General features: G+C 65.7%; 21 protein-coding genes. 5 read left to right on the top strand and 16 right to left on the bottom strand.

What is annotated here, in order from left to right:
• Positions 1–26: 26 nt before the first annotated feature.
• Both mycP and ACFWVD_RS09150 read left to right on the top strand, forming a co-directional pair.
• Positions 27–1430, top strand: coding sequence for a type VII secretion-associated serine protease mycosin (gene mycP, locus ACFWVD_RS09155; protein WP_379241563.1), 1404 nt, complete (start codon positions 27–29; stop codon positions 1428–1430).
• A 63-nt stretch (positions 1431–1493) separates the two neighbouring features.
• On the top strand, positions 1494–2366 hold the full coding sequence (locus ACFWVD_RS09150; RefSeq protein ID WP_379241476.1) for a potassium channel family protein: 873 nt from the start codon (positions 1494–1496) through the stop codon (positions 2364–2366).
• Here the strand turns inward: ACFWVD_RS09150 and eccB are convergent.
• The gene (eccB, locus tag ACFWVD_RS09145; RefSeq protein ID WP_379241475.1) at positions 2251–3729 is read right to left on the bottom strand and encodes a type VII secretion protein EccB; all 1479 of its coding nucleotides are present in this window, start codon (positions 3727–3729) and stop codon (positions 2251–2253) included. The two genes, ACFWVD_RS09150 and eccB, sit on opposite strands and share 116 nt — an antisense overlap.
• Before the next feature lie 113 nt (positions 3730–3842).
• Between eccB and eccE the strand changes: the two genes are divergently transcribed.
• Complete coding sequence (gene eccE, locus ACFWVD_RS09140; RefSeq protein WP_379241474.1) at positions 3843–5486, top strand: type VII secretion protein EccE; 1644 nt, start codon at positions 3843–3845, stop codon at positions 5484–5486.
• A 112-nt stretch (positions 5487–5598) separates the two neighbouring features.
• Here the strand turns inward: eccE and ACFWVD_RS09135 are convergent, their stop codons facing one another.
• Positions 5599–6159 (bottom strand): NADPH-dependent FMN reductase, encoded by a 561-nt coding sequence (locus tag ACFWVD_RS09135; protein ID WP_379241473.1) that lies wholly within the window; start codon positions 6157–6159, stop codon positions 5599–5601.
• A gap of 105 nt (positions 6160–6264) precedes the next feature.
• Here ACFWVD_RS09135 and ACFWVD_RS09130 point away from each other — a divergent pair, with 105 nt between their 5' ends.
• Complete coding sequence (locus tag ACFWVD_RS09130) at positions 6265–7248, top strand: GAF domain-containing protein (RefSeq protein WP_379241472.1); 984 nt, start codon at positions 6265–6267, stop codon at positions 7246–7248.
• Positions 7249–7308: 60 nt separating this feature from the next.
• On the opposite strand, the gene ACFWVD_RS09125 is transcribed toward ACFWVD_RS09130, so the two are convergent.
• Complete coding sequence (locus ACFWVD_RS09125; RefSeq protein WP_379241471.1) at positions 7309–8115, bottom strand: S-methyl-5'-thioadenosine phosphorylase; 807 nt, start codon at positions 8113–8115, stop codon at positions 7309–7311.
• 132 nt (positions 8116–8247) lie between these two features.
• Between ACFWVD_RS09125 and ACFWVD_RS09120 the strand changes: the two genes are divergently transcribed.
• On the top strand, positions 8248–8583 hold the full coding sequence (locus ACFWVD_RS09120; protein ID WP_379241470.1) for a metal-sensitive transcriptional regulator: 336 nt from the start codon (positions 8248–8250) through the stop codon (positions 8581–8583).
• 24 nt (positions 8584–8607) lie between these two features.
• Here the strand turns inward: ACFWVD_RS09120 and ACFWVD_RS09115 are convergent, their stop codons facing one another.
• The 13 genes from ACFWVD_RS09115 to rpsM form a co-directional block, all read right to left on the bottom strand.
• The gene (locus tag ACFWVD_RS09115) at positions 8608–9486 is read right to left on the bottom strand and encodes a nitrilase-related carbon-nitrogen hydrolase (protein ID WP_379241469.1); all 879 of its coding nucleotides are present in this window, start codon (positions 9484–9486) and stop codon (positions 8608–8610) included.
• A 106-nt stretch (positions 9487–9592) separates the two neighbouring features.
• Positions 9593–10555 (bottom strand): helix-turn-helix domain-containing protein, encoded by a 963-nt coding sequence (locus ACFWVD_RS09110; protein ID WP_379241468.1) that lies wholly within the window; start codon positions 10553–10555, stop codon positions 9593–9595.
• 169 nt (positions 10556–10724) lie between these two features.
• Entirely contained in the window at positions 10725–11690 is a 966-nt protein-coding gene (locus tag ACFWVD_RS09105) for a helix-turn-helix domain-containing protein (protein ID WP_379241467.1), read from the bottom strand.
• 159 nt (positions 11691–11849) lie between these two features.
• Positions 11850–12830, bottom strand: coding sequence for a helix-turn-helix domain-containing protein (locus ACFWVD_RS09100; protein WP_379241466.1), 981 nt, complete (start codon positions 12828–12830; stop codon positions 11850–11852).
• A 62-nt stretch (positions 12831–12892) separates the two neighbouring features.
• On the bottom strand, positions 12893–13810 hold the full coding sequence (locus tag ACFWVD_RS09095) for a nitrilase-related carbon-nitrogen hydrolase (protein WP_379241465.1): 918 nt from the start codon (positions 13808–13810) through the stop codon (positions 12893–12895).
• Between the two features lie 120 nt (positions 13811–13930).
• Positions 13931–14845 (bottom strand): helix-turn-helix domain-containing protein, encoded by a 915-nt coding sequence (locus ACFWVD_RS09090; RefSeq protein WP_379241464.1) that lies wholly within the window; start codon positions 14843–14845, stop codon positions 13931–13933.
• Positions 14842–15765: a helix-turn-helix domain-containing protein gene (locus ACFWVD_RS09085; protein WP_379241463.1), complete on the bottom strand. Its 924-nt coding sequence runs from the start codon at positions 15763–15765 to the stop codon at positions 14842–14844. The genes ACFWVD_RS09090 and ACFWVD_RS09085 overlap by 4 nt, the downstream gene beginning before the upstream one ends.
• A gap of 212 nt (positions 15766–15977) precedes the next feature.
• Positions 15978–16790 (bottom strand): tRNA pseudouridine(38-40) synthase TruA, encoded by an 813-nt coding sequence (truA, locus tag ACFWVD_RS09080; RefSeq protein ID WP_379241562.1) that lies wholly within the window; start codon positions 16788–16790, stop codon positions 15978–15980.
• 91 nt (positions 16791–16881) lie between these two features.
• Complete coding sequence (rplQ, locus tag ACFWVD_RS09075) at positions 16882–17382, bottom strand: 50S ribosomal protein L17 (RefSeq protein WP_379241462.1); 501 nt, start codon at positions 17380–17382, stop codon at positions 16882–16884.
• Between the two features lie 21 nt (positions 17383–17403).
• Positions 17404–18462, bottom strand: a complete 1059-nt coding sequence (locus ACFWVD_RS09070; RefSeq protein WP_378598299.1) for a DNA-directed RNA polymerase subunit alpha — start codon at positions 18460–18462, stop codon at positions 17404–17406.
• 132 nt (positions 18463–18594) lie between these two features.
• On the bottom strand, positions 18595–19200 hold the full coding sequence (rpsD, locus tag ACFWVD_RS09065) for a 30S ribosomal protein S4 (protein ID WP_379241461.1): 606 nt from the start codon (positions 19198–19200) through the stop codon (positions 18595–18597).
• A 24-nt stretch (positions 19201–19224) separates the two neighbouring features.
• A complete protein-coding gene (gene rpsK / locus ACFWVD_RS09060) occupies positions 19225–19638 on the bottom strand; it encodes a 30S ribosomal protein S11 (RefSeq protein WP_378547364.1) in 414 nt (137 codons plus the stop codon).
• 9 nt (positions 19639–19647) lie between these two features.
• Positions 19648–20019 carry a 30S ribosomal protein S13 gene (rpsM, locus tag ACFWVD_RS09055; protein ID WP_379241460.1) on the bottom strand — a complete coding sequence of 124 codons (372 nt, stop codon included), beginning with the start codon at positions 20017–20019 and terminating at the stop codon, positions 19648–19650.
• Between the last annotated feature and the right edge of the window lie 67 nt (positions 20020–20086).

Below are 20086 nucleotides of genomic sequence, written 5' to 3'. Positions count from 1 at the left end.
TGGGCCTCCGACTGGCGGCCGTCACCATGGTCGTCGGTCTCAACGCCGGAATCGGTGTGAGCGGAACAGCTTTCGCTGATCGACCCCCTGCGATCGACCCGGGTCTGCTGCCCGCGGGAGATCCCGCCGCGCCCGCGGGCAAGACCGAACGTGGCAGTGGCGTCAACGGTTTGTGCCTGCGCACCCAGCCGGTCACCACGCCCGCGGTGATTCCCGCGAGTCAGCGCTCGCTGGATCTGGAACGCGCGTGGGAATTCTCCCGTGGCGCAGGACAACTCGTCGCGGTGATCGATACCGGCGTGGCACCGCATCCCCGTCTGCCGGATCTGTGGGCGGGCGGCGACTACGTGGCCGCCGGTGGCGACGGCACCGAGGACTGCGATGTGCACGGCACGGTCGTGGCCGGAATCATCGCCGCGACCCAGGTCAAGGGCGAAGGGTTCTCCGGCGTCGCGCCCGAGGCCCGCATTCTCAGCATTCGCCAGACCAGCGCGCTCTATCAGGCCGAGGGCGCGGGACGCGACAAGTCCCCCGAGGACATGCCCGACGGCTACGGCAAGGTCTCCTCGCTCGCCAGCGCCATCCGACGGGCGGCCGATTTCGGCGCTCGCGTGATCAACATTTCGCTGGTCGCGTGCAACAGCGGTTCGCCCGCGAGTGAAGCCGCGTTCGGCGCGCTCGGCGCGGCTGTGCGGTACGCGGCCGTCGAAAAGGACGCGGTGATCGTGAGTTCGGCGGGCAACTCCGACAACGCCTGCAAGTCCGGCAATCCCGGCCCCGACCCGCTCAAACCCGCGCAGGATCTGTGGAGCACCATCCGCACCTACGTGAACCCCGCCTGGTACGACGAGTACGTGCTGTCGGTGGGCTCGATCGGTGCCAACGGCGCGCCGTCGTCGTTCACCGTGCCCGGCCCGTGGGTCGGGATCGCGGCGCCTGGTGAGGGCATCACCTCGCTGGACGCCCGCACCGGCGAACCCGAGCACAGCACCGGCATCTCCGACGGCAAGTACGACGGTCAGGGCAAGTACTCGCCTTACAGCGGAACAAGTTTCGCGTCGCCGTACGTCGCCGGTGTCGCCGCGCTGGTGCGCGACCGGTTCCCCGATCTGACTTCGAAGCAGGTCATCGAACGACTGCAGGCCACCGCGCACGCACCGGCCGAGGGCTGGAATCCATACATCGGGTACGGCGCGGTCGATCCGGTCGCTGCGCTGACAAACGAAGTGCCCAAACAACTTCCGCCGAAGCAGTCGAGCCCGCCGCGCAGTCAGCAGCTCGCCGTGCCCGCACCGCCGCCTGCGCCGGACAACACCGCGCGCAACGTGGCACTGATCGGTTCGGGCGCCATCGGGCTGATCCTGGTCCTCGGCGTGCTGGCTTCGTTCCCGATCCGTCGCAAGTTCGGGATGTCGGTCGACGATCTCTGACCTGATCGACCGAAGAGCAGGGTACGGTCCTGGAGTCTGTGACCCATCAAGCCAGGTAGCCGCATGAATTCAACCGATCGTCCCCTCACCCGCAGACAACGGTGGGAGCGCGCGACGAATCTGCCGTTGATCGTGCTCGCGGTGGTATTCGTGATCATGTACGCGTGGCGGGTGCTCGACACCGACGCGTCTCCGACGCTGGATGCCAGTCTGCTATGGGCGGATATCGCGATCTGGGTGGTGTTCGCGGTCGATTTCGCGGTCAGGTTGTGGCTGTCGAGCGACCGGCCGCGCTTCATCCGCAAGCACCCGCTGGACCTGCTGGTCGTGCTCGTGCCGCCGTTCCGCCCGCTGCGCCTACTCCGAGCGTCGCTGTTGCTGCTGGACGCGCTCAACCGCGCGACGCACCCGCGCACCCGCCTGGTGACCTTCGTGGCGACCAGTTCGGTGCTCATCCTGTTGCTGACCAGCCTGGCCTTCTTCGACGCCGAATACGGCGCACCCGACAGCAAGATCGAATCCTTCGGCGACGCCCTGTGGTGGTCCGCGGTCACCGTGACCACCGTTGGTTTCGGCGACGTCTACCCGGTGACCACCGAGGGCCGGTTCGTGTCCCTGATCCTGATGACGCTGGGCATCGGCCTGATCTCGTTCGCCATCGGCACCATGACCAGCTGGGTCGTGGAACAACTCAAAACCGTCGACGACGCCGCCGACCGCACCGAGAACACGCTGCGCGAACTGGTCGACGAGGTCAAAGCGCTACGCACCGAGGTCGCCGAACTGCGCTCCACCACCGAAGATCCGGCGACCCACCGGACTAATTCACTGTTGCGACAGGCTTTTTCGCGGGTGAAGGATCCGGCGCGACACCATCGTGCGCGACCATCGCCTCTTCCCGACCCATCGTCGGCCCACCCGCGAGCAGTCCGATGATCGGCCACGGTGCAGGTTCCGCGGTGACTTGCTCGAGGCCGAGCGCCTTGACCGCGTCGCCGTTCTTGATGCCGAAGCGGACGCCGGTGTCGGCGATGTAGAACAGGCTGTCCTTGCGACGGCTGTTCGGCTCGATACCGGTGGACTGCACGTAGGCACCCGAGGCCGGCGGGATGAAGACCGTGTCCGCATTGGGGCCCGCGCCGTCGGCCTGCGCGAGATCGACCATCTTCGCCTTGTCCGGGATCGGCAGATCGATACCCGTCAGCAAGGTCAGTTCGGCGCGCGCGGTGGCGTCGGCGTTATCGGTGGCACCCGGGATCGGCTTCCACGACATGCAGCTCACCGGCTGATCCTTGGCGTTGATCAGGGTGGGTCGCTCGACCGGATAATCCTGCACCTTCAACGTCTGCACGTGCGGTGCGAAGGTGCGGTCGGTGGACTGGATCGTGGTGCCGTTCATGACCGTCGGATAGAAGTTGCGGATGATCTGGGCGGTCAGTGCCGAAATCGGCTGCAGACCGTCCTGCAGCACCACATAGTTCTGATTCGACTCGTTGAAGACCTGCACCACGTCGGCGATCTTGTGGCCGCTCACGTTGTAAGGCGGTGTGCCACCGGGGTTGTCGATCACGGGCGTGATCAACGGCAGCATCTCGGGGATGGCGTTCAGCAGACCTTCGCTGATCGGGCGCGGCACCACTCCGCCGATGCCCAGCGCCTGCGTCACCGCCGGATCGTCCATCTTCACGCGGGCACGCTTGCCGTCGTACACCAGGTAGGTGGCGTCCTTGCCCTTCACGAGCATGGCCTTGCCCGGCTCGACCTTCGACGCCTTGTCGCCCAGATGCGGGTCACCGGCCAGCACCGACGTGGTCAGATCGGCGCTGCCATCGGACTTGAGCCGATCACACACCGTCCACGCCCGACCCTTGCCGCCCTTGTCGTAGAGAATCGACGACGGGGCGCCCGGGATACCGATCAGCTGACCGCGCGGCTTCTTCCCCAGCTCGGATTCCTTGACGATCGACGCCTTGGCCGCCTCACCCACAGCCAACCGGGCCGAAGCCAGGTTCAGCGAAGGGTGCACGACGTTCTCGACCACCGCGTACACGCCGCCGGATTCCTTGGCGATCAGGATCTTGCTGTCACCGATCTTGTCCTGCGGCCGCAGCAGCGCCAGGATGCCGCAACCGGCCAGCACGACCAGGCCGAGCACGAGCCCGACCACATAGGCACGGGTCTGCGCGCGCATCGGATCGTGCAGCATTCGCACGTCCCGGCGCACCAGGGCGTGCTCCATTCGCCGCACCAGGAAGCGGTATCCGCTGACCTGCCAGCGCGTTGTTGGTTTTGAAGGCATGGTTCCTCCCCCGAACAGTGCTCTCGCTCGGGCAACACAGTACAGTTCCCGGCAGAAGTTGTTCGCATTCGGCCTGGCGCCGATCGACAATCGGGTACCTGGGGGAGGAACGAATGGCTGAGTTCACCGGTGCGGGACCGCGCCCGCTGTTCGGTCGGATCACGTTGCCGCACCTACTGATCGCGCAGGTCCTCGGCCTGATCGCGGGGGTCGTGGCACTGATCGTCGGCCTGGCACCGTTGCCTTCGCTCGGCATCGCCATCGGGGTGGCCTTGCTGCCGCTGATCCCGATCGGCAAGCGCACGATCCTGGACTGGCTGTCGACCATTCGCCGGTACCTGGGCAAGCGCGACTACACACTCGGCGACACCGTCGACTTCCGTGACACCGACGGCCGCTCGCTCGGCCTGTACTGGGACGGCAGTCGCGTGGTCACCGTGGTCGAGGTCCTTGCCCCCAAGGGCGGGCTGACCCGAATCGCCCGCACCGCCGTGCACGCCTCGCACCTGCTGCCGCTGCCCGAACTGGCCGCCTGCCTGAACCAGCACGACATCCTGCTCAGCGGAATCGACATCATCAGCCACGGCCACCGCAGCCGGTCCGGCACCCCCGCGGGCGCGATCTACGAATCGCTGCTCGGCCCGCTACCCGCGACCGCGCACCGCACGGTGTGGTTGGCGATCAGTTTCGACGCGGTGAACTGCCCCGATGCGACCGAGCGTCGCGGTGGCGGCGTCGACGGTGCGTCGCGCGCGGTCACGATCGCCACCCAGCGGATCATGCGCACCCTCGAAGACGCCGACTGCAACGCGCGCATCCTGACCGCGCCCGAGATCCGCAAGGCCGTGCAGCAGATCACCGCCGGTCTGGATCCGCGCACGCTGAGTCAGCGGTGGAAGTACGCCGAGATCGGCAACGCGGTGAATATCGGTGCGGCAGTGGACCCCAAGCAGTTGGGTTCGGATCTGCTCGCGCAGCTGTGGGTCGCGCCCTCGCGAGGCACCACGGTCGCCGTGCGACTGCGTCCCGGTAGCGACGCCGAGTCCGTCAGCGTCGGTGCCGCATGGCGTTTGACCGCGCGCGAGCTGCCGGAGAAGACCAAGTCCAAGGGCATGGTGTCCATGCGCGGACGCCATCGCGACGCGCTGCTGGCCCACCTGCCCATCGCGGTACCCGGGGTCGACGACACCATCCCGACCACCGAGTTCCCCATCGATGTCATTGGTGCCCTGCATCTTCCGTCGTCGGGTTGCGGGCAGCTGCTCGGCTCCGACGACGAGGGCAACGGCGTTGCCACCAGGATCGTGGGCACCGGCATCTCGACGGTGTATGTCGCCGGTGAGCTGTATCTGGCGCAGCAGTTGGTGTTCCGCGCGCTGGCCGTGGGCGAACGCGTGCTGGTGCGCACCGACCGGGCGCAGGCCTGGGAGCAGCTGGTCACCACCGTGGGCAACCCCGAACGCCTGACCATCGCGGTCGAAACCCACCAGTCCGACGCGGGTTTCACCGCCACGGTCGTCGACGGTGTGCTCGCCCCCGCCCCGCACGCCGGCGTCACCACGATCTACCTCACCGGCGACCCGAACGGCTGGCCCGCTTCCCGCCCCGACCTGGAGATCTTCCAGCCGGGCGCGATCGGCAACCGGGTGGTGCTGCGCACGGGAACCACCAGGGTGAACCTCACGCTGGTGTCGATCCCGCGCGAGTCCACCTACATCGGCGCACCGCGTGGGCAGCGCGCTATGGCGTCGGCCTGATCGGATTCACCCGGCGTAATCGTACAATCGGGCCGCTTTTTGTCAGAAAACTGATTAAAAACGCGCGAATTGTACGATTACGCCGGTCTCGACGGAGATCCCGCGGCGTGTATCAGCCCGGATAAGGCTCGACAGTGCGGGCTGCCCGCAAAGTCGTTCCCCACCAGGCCAGTTGGTTCAACATCCGGTCGCAGGCATCGATAGCGGCATCGTCGTTGGTCATGCCCGTCTTGTCGAAGCGGCGTTTGGCCTGGGCGAAGCTCACCGATTCGCGCACCGACACCATGTGCAGTTCCGCGACCACCTGACGCAACTGCTCCACCGCACGCAACCCACCCGACAGCCCGCCGTAGGACACGAACCCGATCGGCTTGGCCCGCCACTCGTGCTTCACGCTGTCGAGCGCAGTTTTCAGCGAGGCCGGGTAGCCGTGGTTGTACTCGGAGGTGACGGCGATGAACGCGTCGGCGGCGCCTACCCGCGCCCGGAAGTCCTCGACCGCAGGCGTTTCGGTCAGGTCGGCAGGCAGGTCCAGTTCGCGCAGGTCCAGCACCCCCACCTCGAAGTCGGGCCGCTCACGCAGCGCGGTGACCAACCAGCCCGCGACCACATCCGCGAACCGCTCGGGGCGGGTGCTGGCGACGATGATCTCCAACCGCAGCGGTGCATTCATGCCGCGAGCTTAACGACACTCCGCCACCCCTGACTTGCCCCGTCGGCCGGATCAGGCACGATGGAGCGCACTCGTGAAGCTTTCATGGGGGCGAGGGGGTCGCACGTGATCATCGGACGTTGGCAACTGGTGGAGACACTGGGCCGACCGGATACCTGGTCGATGCTGTGCGCGGGGACGTCGCCGCGCGAGTGGGCGTCGTATCAGCGGGCGATCCCGTCCCGGTTGCAGGCGCTGATCGCGACCGCTCATGCCACGGGCGCGCCGGTCGAGCAGGTGCTGCCGAAGTCGCGAAACCCGTGGTCACAATTGCAGTTTCGGGCTGTACCGGTGCTGTGGTCGGAGGTGTCCACCCATGCGGTGAAAGTGTGGGTCGGCGAGAAAGCTCCTGAAGAGGAACTGAGCGTGGCGCCGTTCCAGGTCGACTCGCACGCCCGGATCGTGCGAACCCAACCCGAGGGTCTGGGACCCCATTTCGGTTCGGGGCCTTTCGAATACACCGGCGCCGAACCGTTCCAGCGCATCGAACGGTTCGACAATGCGTTGGAAGTCATTGCGGCACTGTCGCGTTCGGATCCCGGCAGCCGGTGGTCGGGAATCGCGACCGTGTATTCGGGGATCGGCCCGCGTTCGCTGCTGGTGGCCGCGCGCAACGGTCACGACGACGAAGGACGGTTCGACTGGCGCGGTATCGCCATCGACGTCACCGACAGCATTGCGCCGCAACCGAAGTCGTTCGAAGCCGCGACGCTGGACCTGCTGCGTGAGAGTCAGCCCGGACTGTTCCTGGTCATCCTCGACACCGCGCAGGTCCGTGCGGTGCGGTGGGTGACCGAGCCGATGCCGGGGCTGCGCTGGCGCGGGGTCGACGAACGGACCGTTCCGCACCCCGACGACCGGCCCAGGATCGCCGCGTTGCGCACCGAAATCCTGGCCGGCGCCACCCGAGCCGGGCTGACCGGGTTGCGGTTGGCGGCCGAGGAAGGCGGGTGGCTCACCGTCGACGTGGAGGTCTCACCGTTGCCCGACGGCGGCGCGGTGCCTGCGTTCATGCTCGCTCAACTGCAGGTCACCGCGCCGCAAGGGTGATCGGCCCAGGGCGCGCCGCGACCGGAATGCCCGCTGCAAGTCACCGCCCGGCTGCGGCGATTACGGCAGCTCGAAGGGCAGCGACACCCCGGCGTGCACACGGCACCGATCGCAGGCGTCGGTGTCGTCGACCGCGGTGACCGCGCGGCGCATGAGCTCCTTGAACGGGCCCAGGTTCTTCTTGAACTCCGCGAACACATCCACCGCGTGCACCCCGTCGCCCTCTTCGAGCCCGGCATCCAGGTCGGTCACGAGAGCGACTGCCGCGTAACACATTTCGAGTTCACGAGCCAGAACAGCTTCGGGATGCCCGGTCATATTGACCAGATCCCAACCCTGCCCCGCGAACCAGCGACTCTCGGCACGCGTGGAGAACCGCGGCCCCTGCACCACGACCATCGTCCCGGAATCCTCGACCCGCATGTCACCAGCGGACTTCACCGCGGCGGCGCGCAGATCATCGCAATACGGATCGGCGAAGGACACGTGAATGCCTCCACCGTCGAAGTAGGTCTGCGCGCGGCCCGACGTGCGGTCCACGAGCTGATCCGGCACCGCCACCGTGCCCGGACCCCAATCGGCGCGCAGGCTGCCGACCGCGCACGGCGCGAACACCCGGCGCACCCCCAGCGAGCGCAGCGCCCACATATTCGCCCGGTAGGGCAGGGTGTGCGGCGCGAATTCGTGTTGCTTGCCGTGCCGAGGCAGGAACGCGACAGCGCGGCCGTCCACCTCGCCGATCGCGACCGGCGCACTCGGCGCGCCGTACGGTGTGTCGACCTCGACGTGCACCGCGTCGTTGTCGAAGAAGTCATAGAAGCCACTGCCGCCGATGACAGCGAGCGCGGGCCGGGCAAGCGTACTCATGCCACCGATTCTTCCGTCCGCCACGGTCGCGCGCATCACCGGGGACCCATCTGACAATTCCGCCGCGAAACTGTACCCTAGGGGGGTATTAGTTCGCCAGGCGAGCTACCCAGGCAGGCGAGGAGACCTTCGGTGACAACACCCACCCCCGACACCGCGACCGGCGGCGAGCACGCGGGTCACGCAGGCCACGGCTACATCACCGCCAAAGACGACTACCTCAAGCGACTGCGCCGCATCGAAGGCCAGTCCCGCGGGCTGCAGCGGATGGTCGAAGAGGAAAAGTACTGCATCGACATCCTCACCCAGGTCTCGGCGATGACGAAGGCGCTGCAGGCTGTCGCGATGGGGCTGCTCGAGGACCACATCTCGCACTGCGTGGTCGACGCGGCGGTGGCCGGTGGACCCGAAGCGGAAGCGAAGATCAAAGAGGCGACCGACGCGATCGCACGTCTGGTTCGCAGCTGAATCCTTGACGGCGGGCAACTTCGCCTACCCCGCCGCGCGAATGTCCGTTCGCCCGTCGGTCCACGGATTGCCCGTTTCGTCGAGCACCAGATCGGCGAACAGCAGCCCCGTCTTGCCCGGCGGCAACGGCCGAACCAGGTCGTTGCCGTCCGGCCCGAGGATCCGCGCCACCCCGCCCCCGCCGCTGAGCAGCAGGTGCTGCGGCGACCGCGCGTCCACCACCGACCATCCCGTCATCGGTACCAACGCCGTCGGCGCGATCACCACCACCCCGCTGTCGCGCGCGTACTGCTGCGCGACCGAACTGTTCACCGCGACCACGATGTCCTCGCTGACCTCGTGATACACCGTGAAACCGGAGAACGCGGCAACGTGGACCTGCTCCCGCCACAGGTCCACGCGCCGGTCCGGGCACAGATGATCGGCTCCCCCCAGGACGCCGACCCGGCCCAGCTCAGTGTGGTAAACCACCGACGGCAGCACACCGTCGGCGAAGACTTCACGTTCCAGCGGCGTCGGCCACTGCTTGCGCGACACCTGCACCACCCCCGCCGGGCTCACCATCGCCTGCGACATGAAGATCTCGTCGCCTGCCCGCTCCGCGAACCCGAGCACCACCCACACCCCCGCCCACTGCGCGGCATCGGCGATGGCCCGCATCTCCGGCCCATCGGCGGTCATCGCGTTGGCCAGATACCGCGACTGGAACTCAGACCCCCAGTCGACCGAATTCAGCCACAACCACCACGGATACCCCGGCAGGAACACCTCGGGAAACGCCACCAACTGCGCCCCGCCCGCCCCCGCGTCCTCGATGAACCCGATCGTCTGCGCGACCCCGGCGGGCAGATGCAGCCAAGCCGGCTCCGCTTGCACCGCCGCCGCCCGAATCCGAATCGCCATCGCGCCCGCTCCTCACTGGTCCAACGAATTCCAGTGTGCTGCAAGTGCAAACGTACTTACAGTCCGTCCGCGCCAAGGTTCTGACAATCGGTGCCATGTTGATCATCTACAGGCGTGATTGCCGGTACTCACCGGGTGTCATCCCGGTTTCCTGACCGAACACGCGGTAGAACTGGCGCTCGGAAGCGAAGCCGGAGGCGTAGGCGATGGTGGCCGGTGAGTGCGTGTTGTTGCCGGCCAACAGTTTTCGCGCGTGCTGGACTCGTAGCTTGCGCAGCGTGGTGGTGAGAGTTTCGCCGGTGCCGTCGAACAGTCGGAACAGCGTGCGTCGGGAGATGTGGCAGGCGCCCGCGATCTGGTCGATGGTCAATTCGGGTTCGGTGCAATGGTTTCGGAGGTACATCAGCACGTGCTCACGGCTGAAGGCGTCGGCGGGCGTGTCGATCGGACGTCCGCCGGTGCCGAGCAGCACAGCCGAGCTGATCAGGTCGAGGGCATTGCGGGACAGGATCTCCGCCTGCGCGGGTGATTGCTCGCGGACGCGGACCAGATCGCGAAAGAAGGTGGCGATCACGCCCACCGCGCTGGTCGGTGACATGGCCGTCGCAGTCGGAATCACCAACTGACCGACTCCCGGTTGCTCGCGCACCAACCGAATCGGGACCTGCACGAGCACCATCTCGCACGCGCCGTCGACAGACCAGCACGACGGCAGACTGGTGTCGAAGAACGTTGCCTCGCCCGGTCGCAGCAGCACAGACCTCCCGTCCTGCTCCAGTCGTGCTCGCCCCACCGTCTGAATGCCGAAGAACAGGTACTCGTCCGAAGCTGCCCTGATATGGCTGTCGCCCCGGCGCACTTCCTGGTTCTCGACGCGAATCTCCGTGAGACCGAAATCGACTCCGCCGTCGAGAGAACCCGACGTCAGCCGCCCGGACATCGGAGCCTGCCGCCGAGGCGAAACGGCCAGCGGAAGATAGGTCTGCTGCATCACCGCTTCCCACTGCTCGAACGTCTCGTCCCGGGAATCCGCAGCCGAAAACTCCAGCGTCGTCGGTTCGTTCGCCACAGGCGTCCTCCGGAAAACGGGAATCAGGCATAGCCGTCACCACGGCATCACCCCAGAATAGTCCCGTGCACACGGCCTCTCAATGCGATAGCAAGTCACATGACCAGCGAAAACCTCGATAGGAAAACCTCTTTCAGGACGTCCACAGCGAGTGCCGCAAGCAGCCTGACTATCCGATATGCGATCGGCGATACTCACCCGGAGTCATCCCGAATTCCTGTTGGAACACGCGGTAGAAGTGTCGCTCCGAGGTGAACCCCGAGTCGAAGGCAACTGCTGGCAATGATTGCGTCCTGTTGCGGGCCAACAGTTTCCGCGCATGATGCAAACGCAACCTACGAAGCGCCGTGCCGAAGCTGTCGTCGGTACCGACGAAGGCCCGAAACAGCGTGCGGCGGGAGATATGGCAGGCGGCGGCGACTTGGTCGATAGTCAATTCCGGGTCGGTGCAGTGTTTGCGGAGGTAGACCAAGACCTGTTCTCGACCGAAGGTGTCGGCGGGTGCGTCAACCGGGTGCTCACCGGTGGCGAGCAGAACCGCGGAGCTCACAAGGTCCAGGGCGTTGCGGGACAGGATGTCGGCTTGGGCAGGCGATTCCTCGCGGATGCGGACGAGATCGCGAAAGTAGGTGGACACCACCCCGGCCGCGCTGGTCGGAGGCAGCGCGATCGCGGTGGGTATCACCAGTTGACCGACGCCGGGCTGTGCGCGAACCAGACGGAGCGGGACCTGCACGGCCACCATCTCGCACGCACCATCGACAGTCCAGCAAGACGGTCGACTCGTATCGTAGAAGGACGTGTCGCCCGGATTGAGCAGGACAGATCGACCGTCCTGGTCCAGACGCGCCTGCCCTTTTGTTTGAATGCTGAAGAACAGGTACTCATCGACAGCCGCCCTGACATGACGATCGCGTCGGCGCACTTCCTGATTCGTGGCACCGATCACCGTGAGCCCGAAATCGGTTGTGCCATCCAGTGAACTGGAAGTGAGTCGCCCAGCGAACGGGGCGCCCTGCCGGGGCGTGACCGCGAGAGGAAGGCAGTTCTGCTGCATCGCCGCCTCCCACTCTTCAAATGCTGCGTCACGGGGTGTGGCCGCCGAAAATTCGAGCGTCGTCGGTTCGTTCCCCATCGGCGTCCTCCCGCAAGGATTCAGACATAGCCGTACCTACGGCATCCTCAGAATAGCCGCGCCCCCGATCCCCCTCAACGCGTTGACACCAGCGAAAACCCCACTCCGCAAGCCCCTTTCAGCAATTTCCAGAACGGGCAAGGCAAGAAGGAGAAAAACTCATCCGCGATGGACCTGCCGATATTCACCCGGCGTCATTCCGGTTTCACGTCGAAAACAGCGATAGAAATGCCGCTCCGAAGCGAAGCCCGATCCAAATGCCACCTCGGCGAACGAATGTCGGCGCGCACTCGCGAGCATGGTCTGCGCGCGCCGAACCCGCAGCTTGCGCAAGGTCGCACCCACACTGTCACCGCCGTCGAAGATTCGGAACAGCGTGCGGCGCGAAATATGACAGACCGCCGCGACCTCGTCGATGGTCAATCCGGGATCCGTGCAGTGTTCGCGCAGGTAGGTCATCACGTGTTCGCGACTGAGCTGATCGGCAGGCTCGTCGACCGGCCGTTTCCCCGCGGCCAGCAGCACCGCGGAGCCGATCATGCCGAGCGCGCTGCTTGCCAACGTCTGTGCTTCGGCCGGCGCTTCCACTTGGAACCGCGCGAGCCTGCGGAAAAAGCCCGCGACCGCGCCCGCGGGACTGTCGGCCGGCACTGTCACCGCGGTCGGTAGCCGCAGTGAATCGAGTCCCGGTTGCGCCCGCAGCAAGCGCAACGGCACCTGCACGATGACCACCTCGAAAGCTGCCCCGCCACTCCAGTCATCCGGCCCGTTGTCCCAGTGGTACGGAACGGACGTGTCGAAGAAGACCATGTCACCGGCACGAGTCGGGGCCCTGCGCCCGTCCTGGTTCATACACATCTGGCCGTCGATATGCACGCTGGCCAGCAGATATCCCTCGCCTGCGCGGGCCTGCGACCTGGAGCAACTCATCACCTGATGGCTGCCCGCGAATGTCGCCAGCGTGAAATCCGCCGGACCCGGCAGCGTGCCCGAGGTGACGCGGCCGTAGAAGGGTCGCTCGGGATGTGGGTCGACGGAGACCGGGACGTAGGACTGCGACATGTACATTTCCCACTCGTCCACAGCCGCACCGCGCGGCGTCGGCGACGAGAAATCGAGCGTCGTCGTTTCGATGGGCATCCGCAGCCGACCTCCGGGACATAACCGACTCTACGGCCACGATAGCCCCACCGGCGGACCGGTCACGCCGATTCGGCCACCTCTCGCTCACGCCGCACAACCCGCCCACTCGGCGTGTGCATCGAACGTTCCCCCACCGACCGCAACGACCGGCCGACCTCCATCTCCGCGAACAGCAACCCCTCCGCCCCCTCCGCCAACGGCGTCGCCAACTCCAACCCACCAGGGCTGAAAATCCGCGAAACTCCCCCACCGCCGCGCAACAGCCGTCGGTCCGGCATCCGCGCGTCGACAACTTCCCACCCGGCCACCGGCACCACCGCCACCGGTGCGATGACGTGTGTCGCGCCGTCCATCGCATAACGCACGCTGGCGGCGGTATCGAGTCCGGGACCCCAGTCCTTGTCCTCGCCGTAGTAGACGGTGAATCCCGGCCAGGCCGCGATGTGGATTTGTTCCCGTTGCTCGTGCATTCGGGCGCGCATATCCGCACGAAGATGATCGGTGCCGCCGAGCACGCCGATCCGTCCGAGTTCGGTGTCACGGACCAGCAGCCCACCGAGCGAGGTGCTGAAAACAGTCCGTTCGAGTCCTGTCGGTTCGGCTTTACGAACTACCGCGACAGTCCCGTCGGCGCCGATCAGTGCCTGGGACATGAAAACCTCGTGCCCGGCCCGCTCCGCGAACCCGACCGATACGTGAATCCCCTTGCGCCGCGCGGCATACGCGATCGCCCGCAACTCCGGACCGTTGGCGGTCAACGCGTTCGCGAGATATCGGTTGAGGAATTCCCCACCCCAGTCGACGGAGTTCAGCCACATCCACCACGGAAATCCCGGCAGAAACGTCTCGGGAAAGGCCACCAACTGCGCACCACCGTCGGCGGCGTCCTCGATGTATCCGATGGTCTGTTCCACCCCGGCGGACAAGTTCAACCATTTCGGCTCGGCTTGCACAGCCGCCACGCGTATCCGGCTCATCGTGACCCCTCGTCGCTCATCCTGATAAAAGTGCTCGTTTCACTCTCTCGCAGAATTTCGAGCCTCAAACTGTCATTGCGTGCCAGCCGACCGACGATGCGTGCCAACCCGTCGGTTTCCTCAGGCGCCGTGCGCTTCCCGGTACTCACCAGGGGTCATACCCACTTCGCAACGAAACGCACGGAAGAACTGACGATCGGAGGCGAACCCGGACGCCAGCGCGATCGACGCCATCGAACGCCCCCGCTCACCCACGAGCAGGGCGCGCGCATGTTCCACCCGCATTCGCCGCAACTCCGCACCGATTCCACCCTCGTCGAACACCCTGTACAGGCTGCGACGCGACAACAGACAAGCCCGCGCGATCTCGTCGACAGTCAGTCCGGGATCGGTGAATCGCCGCCGCATATACGCCAAAACGTGTTCCCGCCCCAGCGCCTCCCCCGCTAGCCCGGTCGGCAACTCACCCGCGGCCAGCCGCACCGCCGAAGCCAGCAACGCAATCCCGTTATCGGCCAGGACATTCGCCTGGTCAGGCGCGATCTGCTGAATTCGCGCCAGATCGCGAAAGAACCCCGCAACCACCCCACCCGGACTAGCCGCCCGCACAGCTACAGCGGTAGGCACCACAGTCGAATTGTCCCGCACCGATTCCAACGGCGTCTGCACCACCACGTGCGCCCACGACGCGTCCATCTCCCAGTGATACGGCCGCGACGTGTCATACAGGACCATGTCCCCAGCCCCCACCACCGCAACCCGCCCATCCTGATGTAACCGTCCAGACCCCTGCGTCAGGATCGAGACCAGCAGAAACTCCCCCTCGGTCCGCGCGATCCCCCGCTTGGTCCGCCGAATCCGCTGCCCACTGCCACTGATGGTCGACAAGTCGAATCCCGGCATGCTGGTGCGCGCGATATTGCCGTGAAAGACCGCCTCCCGATCAGGTTCGACAGCCAATGGCACATAGCTTTCCGAGAGCAGTGACTCCCACTCCGCGAAGGATTGTTTCTGAATGGCATTATCGGTAGTCATCGAACCCTCCCCCGGAATTCTCCCGGCGTCACTCCCGTCGTCGTACGGAAAACTCGATAGAACTGTCGCTCGTTCGCGAATCCGGCCAGCCCGGCAATCGTGGCGCCCGGCCGCTGCGGGTCCGCGAGCAGCAGCGTTTTCGCCCGCTCCACCCGGAAACTCCACAATCGCGCCATGACACCGACATCGCTGCCGTCGAAGAGTCGGTACAGCGCACGCCGCGACAGCAGGCAGGCGCGGGCGATGTCATCGACTGTGAGCGTTGGATCGATGCACCGCTGCTGCATGAACGCCAGCACCCGCCTGCGCGACAACGCGTGCATTCCCAGCTCCCCTGGCAACTGCCCGGCGGTCAATGCCAAGGCCGAGGCCAGCAACGGCACACTGTGCGCGGCCAATTCCGCCGCTTGCGCGGGGTGACCGGCCTGCAGTGACGCGATATTGCGGAGAAAGTCGGTGACCACCGCAGCCGCGCTATCGGCCTTGACGGTAATGGCCGAGGGCGTGAGTGGCTGAGTCCAACCCCCGCGGTCGGCCAGGATCGACACCGGCACCTGGACAACGATCTGCTCGTGCAGTCCGTCGGATTCCCACCAGTTCGGCCGCCTGCTGTCCACGAAAACCATGTCGCCCCGCCGCAATTCCGCGAGTCGACCGTCTTGTCGCACCCGACCCGAACCCGATACGCAGATCCCGACGTACAGCACTTCGATGTTCGATCGAGCGATCAAGCGCGGGGTGCGCCGTACCCGCTGTCCGCTGGAATACAGCGTGCTGAATTCCACGCCGTCGAAGGTGTCGTGAGTGAGTTCGCCGCGGAAAGGACCCGTTTGCCCCAGCGGTTCGATCGCCACGGGGACGTAGGCGTTGGTCATCACCGCTTCCCACTCGTCGAACGAACCCGCGGTGGACGTATCCATCGACGGTACCCACTCTCTCGACAACCACAGCTGGCAGCGGAATTGGCCAGGTGGTTGCCATACTCGCGCCTACGAGAGGGAATCTAGCAGTAGCCGGAATCAGAATTCCAGGAATGTGAGTGCAACCACGCTAAATAGCGTATTGCGATCACCGATCCGCCAGAAACATGGGTCCGGGAACAATAGCCAACTAATTGCTTTGGCTAATAGGCCTAATCGCCACAGCAACCACCGTCGGGAACCGGCACCGTGCGGGTTTCGCGAGTCTGCATGTTGCGGGCCGCGAGGTCGGCGTCGGCGGGGTAGTCGACGGCGATCAGGGACAGGCCGTGGGCGGGGGCGACGGTGACCGAGCTCGAGCGTTCGGTTTCGGCGAGCAGGGTGCGGGTCCAGTCGGGGGTGCGGCGGCCTTCGCCTACGGCCAAGACGGCGCCGACCAGGCTGCGGACCATCGACCAGCAGAAGGCGTCGGCGCTGACGTAGGCGGTGAGCAGGTCGCCGTCGCGTTCCCAGTCGAAGCGTTGCAGTTCACGGATGGTGGTCGCGCCTTCGCGGCGGCGGCAGAAGGCGGCGAAGTTGTGCAGGCCCAACAGGTTTCGTGAGGATTCGCGCATCGCTTCGAGATCCACGCCCGGCTTGCACGGCACCACGCCGCGTGCCTGCAACGGCTGCGCGCCGTAGGGGGCGGTGGTGAGGCGGTAGGCGTAGTGGCGGCGCATCGCGGAGAAGCGAGCGTCGAATTCCTCAGGGGCGGGCGAGATTTCGGTGATCCGCACGTCCTTGGGCAAGAACTTCGCCATGCGATACATCAACTTGTCGGCGTCGAACTCGGCGTCGGTGTCGAAGTGCGCGACCTGCCCCTCGGCGTGCACCCCCGCGTCCGTACGCCCGGCAACAGTGAGAACAACATCCTCACGCAACACCTTCGACAGTGATTCCTCGAGCACCCCCTGCACCGTGCGCAACCCCGGCTGACGTGCCCACCCGGTGAAATCGGTTCCGTCATAACTGATTCCGAGCCGCACCCGCGTCATGCCATCCTCCTGGAGTCGCACACAGAAAAGAACCGAGCCCGCCACCCACGAAGGGTGACGGGCTCGGCAGGAAGCCTGAGAATCAGGCGTCCTTCTTGTCCTCGGTGGCCTCGTCGGCGGCCGGAGCCTCGACGACAGCTTCTTCGACGACCTCGGCGGCCGGAGCCTCTTCGGTCTTCTGCGAAGCGGCGACCCGACGGGCACGATCGGCCTCGTTGGTCACGGTCTTCTCGCGAACCAGCTCGATGATGGCCATCGGCGCGTTGTCACCCTTGCGCGGCAGCGCCTTGGTGATACGCGTGTAGCCACCCTCGCGACCCTCGAACGAGGGGCCGATGTCGGCGAACAGGACATGGACGACGTCCTTGTTACGGATGTCCTTCATGACCTCGCGACGGTCGGCAAGAGTGCCGGCCTTCGCCTTGGTGATGATCTTCTCGGCGTAGGGACGCACCGCCTTGGCCTTGGCCTCGGTGGTCGTGATCCGACCGTGCTCGAAAAGCGCCGTGGCCAGGTTGGCGAAGATCGCCTTCTGGTGCGACGCCGAGCCGCCGAACCGGCGACCCTTCTTGGGCTTGGGCATTGTGGGTTTCTCCTGGGCGTATTAAAGCTGTTCGGTTTCGGCGTAGTCCTGCTCGCCGCCGTCGGTATCACTGAACGTGCCGCTGTCGCTCCACGTTCCGGTGCTCGCGTCGTAACCCACCACGGAGGACGGGTCGAACGACGCCGGGCTGTCCTTGAGCGAGAGGCCGAGCGTGTGCAGCTTGACCTTCACCTCGTCGATGGACTTCTGGCCGAAGTTGCGAATGTCGAGCAGATCCGACTCGGTGCGGCCAACGAGCTCGCCCACCGTGTGCACACCCTCGCGCTTGAGGCAGTTGTAGGACCGGACGGTGAGGTCCAGGTCCTCGATCGGCAGACCGAACGAGGCGATGTGATCTGCCTCGGCCGGGCTGGGGCCGATCTCGATGCCCTCGGCTTCGACGTTGAGCTCACGGGCCAGGCCGAAGAGCTCGACCAGGGTCTTACCGGCCGAAGCCAGCGCGTCCCGAGCCGTGATGGAGTTCTTGGTCTCCACGTCGAGGATGAGACGGTCGAAGTCGGTGCGCTGCTCGACACGGGTGGCCTCGACCTTGTAGGTCACCTTGAGCACCGGGGAGTAGATCGAATCCACGGGGATCCGGCCGATTTCCGCGCCGGTCGCCTTGTTCTGCACGGCGGGCACGTAACCGCGACCCCGCTCGACGACGAGCTCGATCTCGAGCTTGCCCTTGTCGTTCAGGGTGGCGATGTGCATGTCCGGGTTGTGCACGATAACGCCAGCCGGCGGAACAATGTCACCAGCGGTGACGGTGCCCGGGCCCTGCTTACGCACGTACATGGTGACCGGCTCGTCCTCTTCGGAGGACACGACCAGGCCCTTGAGGTTCAGGATGATGTCGGTGACATCTTCCTTCACGCCGGGGACGGTGGTGAACTCGTGCAGGACGCCGTCGATGCGAATGCTCGTAACCGCGGCCCCCGGGATGGAGGACAGCAGGGTACGACGCAGCGAGTTGCCGAGGGTGTAACCGAAGCCCGGCTCGAGGGGTTCGATGGTGAACTTCGAGCGGTTCTCCGCCACAACCTCTTCGGTCAGTGTCGGACGCTGGGAAATCAGCATGGGGATCTACTTCCTGTCTGGGCATCCACTATTTGATGCCTGATCAGTGATTGCGGGGGTCCTTGTAGTGCCCCCACCAAAGAGCAGACGTAGGTGGGCCGTACCGGGAGCGCCCCGGTACGGCAAACACGCCTACTTCGAGTAGTACTCGACGATGAGCTGCTCGGTCAGCGGCACATCGATCTGCGCGCGCTCGGGCAGCTGGTGCACCAGGATGCGCAGCCGGCCGGGAACGACCTGCAGCCAACCGGGAACCGGACGGTCACCGACGGTCTCGCGAGCCACCTGGAACGGCAGCGTCGGCAGCGACTTCTCCTTGACATCGATGATGTCGTACTGAGAAACCTGGAAGCTGGGGACGTTCACGTTCACACCGTTGACGATGAAGTGACCGTGGCTGACCAGCTGACGGGCCTGACGACGGGTACGAGCCAGACCGGCGCGGTACACGACGTTGTCCAGACGCGACTCGAGCAGACGCAGCAGGTTGTCGCCGGTCTTACCCTTGAGGCGGTTGGCCTCTTCGTAGTAACGACGGAACTGCTTCTCCATGACGCCGTACGAGAAGCGAGCCTTCTGCTTCTCCTGCAGCTGCATGAGGTACTCGGATTCCTTGATCCGCGCGCGGCCGTGCTGGCCGGGCGGGTAAGGACGACGCTCGAACGCCTGGTCGCCTCCGACGAGGTCGACGCGCAGACGACGCGACTTGCGGGTGATGGGGCCTGTATAACGTGCCATTTTAAGCTTTTTCCTTTCCCGCTATTAGACGCGACGCCGCTTGGGCGGACGGCAGCCGTTGTGCGGCTGGGGAGTGACATCGGAGATCGAGCCGACCTCCAGGCCTGCGGCCTGCAGCGAACGGATCGCGGTCTCGCGGCCCGAACCCGGGCCCTTCACGAACACGTCGACCTTCTTGACGCCGTTCTCCTGCGCCTTGCGGGCAGCGTTCTCGGCAGCGAGCTGCGCGGCGAACGGGGTGCTCTTACGCGAACCCTTGAAACCGACGTGACCCGACGACGCCCACGAGATGACATTGCCCTCGGGGTCGGTGATCGAGACGATCGTGTTGTTGAACGTGCTCTTGATGTGCGCGTGGCCGTGCGGGATGTTCTTCTTATCCCGGCGACGCGACTTCTGAGACTTCTTCGGGCCAGCGGCCCGGCTCTTCGGAGGCATACGCTATCCCTACTTCTTCTTGCCGGCGACGGTCTTCTTCGGACCCTTGCGCGTGCGCGCATTGGTCTTGGTGCGCTGACCACGCACGGGCAGGCCACGACGGTGGCGGATGCCCTGGTAGCAGCCGATCTCGATCTTGCGACGAATATCGGCCTGAACCTCGCGGCGCAGGTCACCTTCGACCTTGTAGTCCGTGGCTTCGATGTACTCGCGAAGCTTCGCGAGATCGTCGTCGCTCAGGTCCTTGGAACGCAGGTCGGGGCTCACGCCCGTCTCGGCAAGGATCTGGGTGGCGCGGGTGCGCCCGATTCCGAAAATGTAGGTCAGCGCGATCTCCATACGCTTTTCGCGCGGGAGATCAACGCCCATCAGACGTGCCATGTGGCAGTTCCTTAATGGTGGCGGAGGTCTGCTCCCCGTCCGTCCCCCCGTCTTTACAAGGTGGGGG

This window comes from Nocardia sp. NPDC058666, from assembly GCF_042714895.1.
In the GTDB taxonomy this organism is placed as follows: Bacteria; Actinomycetota; Actinomycetes; order Mycobacteriales; family Mycobacteriaceae; genus Nocardia.
The sequence above is the reverse complement of the archived record's forward strand: the minus strand, read 5'-3'. Positions and strand labels throughout refer to the sequence as shown.

What these genes read in the sequence shown, in the direction of transcription:
- mycP (WP_379241563.1), top strand. Translation starts at nt 27, where the DNA reads ATGGTCGTCGGTCTCAACGCCGGAATCGGTGTGAGCGGAACAGCTTTC.
- ACFWVD_RS09150 (WP_379241476.1), top strand. Translation starts at nt 1,494, where the DNA reads ATGAATTCAACCGATCGTCCCCTCACCCGCAGACAACGGTGGGAGCGC.
- eccB (WP_379241475.1), bottom strand. Translation starts at nt 3,729, where the DNA reads ATGCCTTCAAAACCAACAACGCGCTGGCAGGTCAGCGGATACCGCTTC.
- eccE (WP_379241474.1), top strand. Translation starts at nt 3,843, where the DNA reads ATGGCTGAGTTCACCGGTGCGGGACCGCGCCCGCTGTTCGGTCGGATC.
- ACFWVD_RS09135 (WP_379241473.1), bottom strand. Translation starts at nt 6,159, where the DNA reads ATGAATGCACCGCTGCGGTTGGAGATCATCGTCGCCAGCACCCGCCCC.
- ACFWVD_RS09125 (WP_379241471.1), bottom strand. Translation starts at nt 8,115, where the DNA reads ATGAGTACGCTTGCCCGGCCCGCGCTCGCTGTCATCGGCGGCAGTGGC.
- ACFWVD_RS09115 (WP_379241469.1), bottom strand. Translation starts at nt 9,486, where the DNA reads ATGGCGATTCGGATTCGGGCGGCGGCGGTGCAAGCGGAGCCGGCTTGG.
- ACFWVD_RS09105 (WP_379241467.1), bottom strand. Translation starts at nt 11,690, where the DNA reads ATGGGGAACGAACCGACGACGCTCGAATTTTCGGCGGCCACACCCCGT.
- ACFWVD_RS09100 (WP_379241466.1), bottom strand. Translation starts at nt 12,830, where the DNA reads ATGCCCATCGAAACGACGACGCTCGATTTCTCGTCGCCGACGCCGCGC.
- ACFWVD_RS09095 (WP_379241465.1), bottom strand. Translation starts at nt 13,810, where the DNA reads ATGAGCCGGATACGCGTGGCGGCTGTGCAAGCCGAGCCGAAATGGTTG.
- ACFWVD_RS09090 (WP_379241464.1), bottom strand. Translation starts at nt 14,845, where the DNA reads ATGACTACCGATAATGCCATTCAGAAACAATCCTTCGCGGAGTGGGAG.
- ACFWVD_RS09085 (WP_379241463.1), bottom strand. Translation starts at nt 15,765, where the DNA reads ATGGATACGTCCACCGCGGGTTCGTTCGACGAGTGGGAAGCGGTGATG.
- rplQ (WP_379241462.1), bottom strand. Translation starts at nt 17,382, where the DNA reads ATGCCCAAGCCCAAGAAGGGTCGCCGGTTCGGCGGCTCGGCGTCGCAC.
- ACFWVD_RS09070 (WP_378598299.1), bottom strand. Translation starts at nt 18,462, where the DNA reads ATGCTGATTTCCCAGCGTCCGACACTGACCGAAGAGGTTGTGGCGGAG.
- rpsD (WP_379241461.1), bottom strand. Translation starts at nt 19,200, where the DNA reads ATGGCACGTTATACAGGCCCCATCACCCGCAAGTCGCGTCGTCTGCGC.
- rpsK (WP_378547364.1), bottom strand. Translation starts at nt 19,638, where the DNA reads ATGCCTCCGAAGAGCCGGGCCGCTGGCCCGAAGAAGTCTCAGAAGTCG.
- rpsM (WP_379241460.1), bottom strand. Translation starts at nt 20,019, where the DNA reads ATGGCACGTCTGATGGGCGTTGATCTCCCGCGCGAAAAGCGTATGGAG.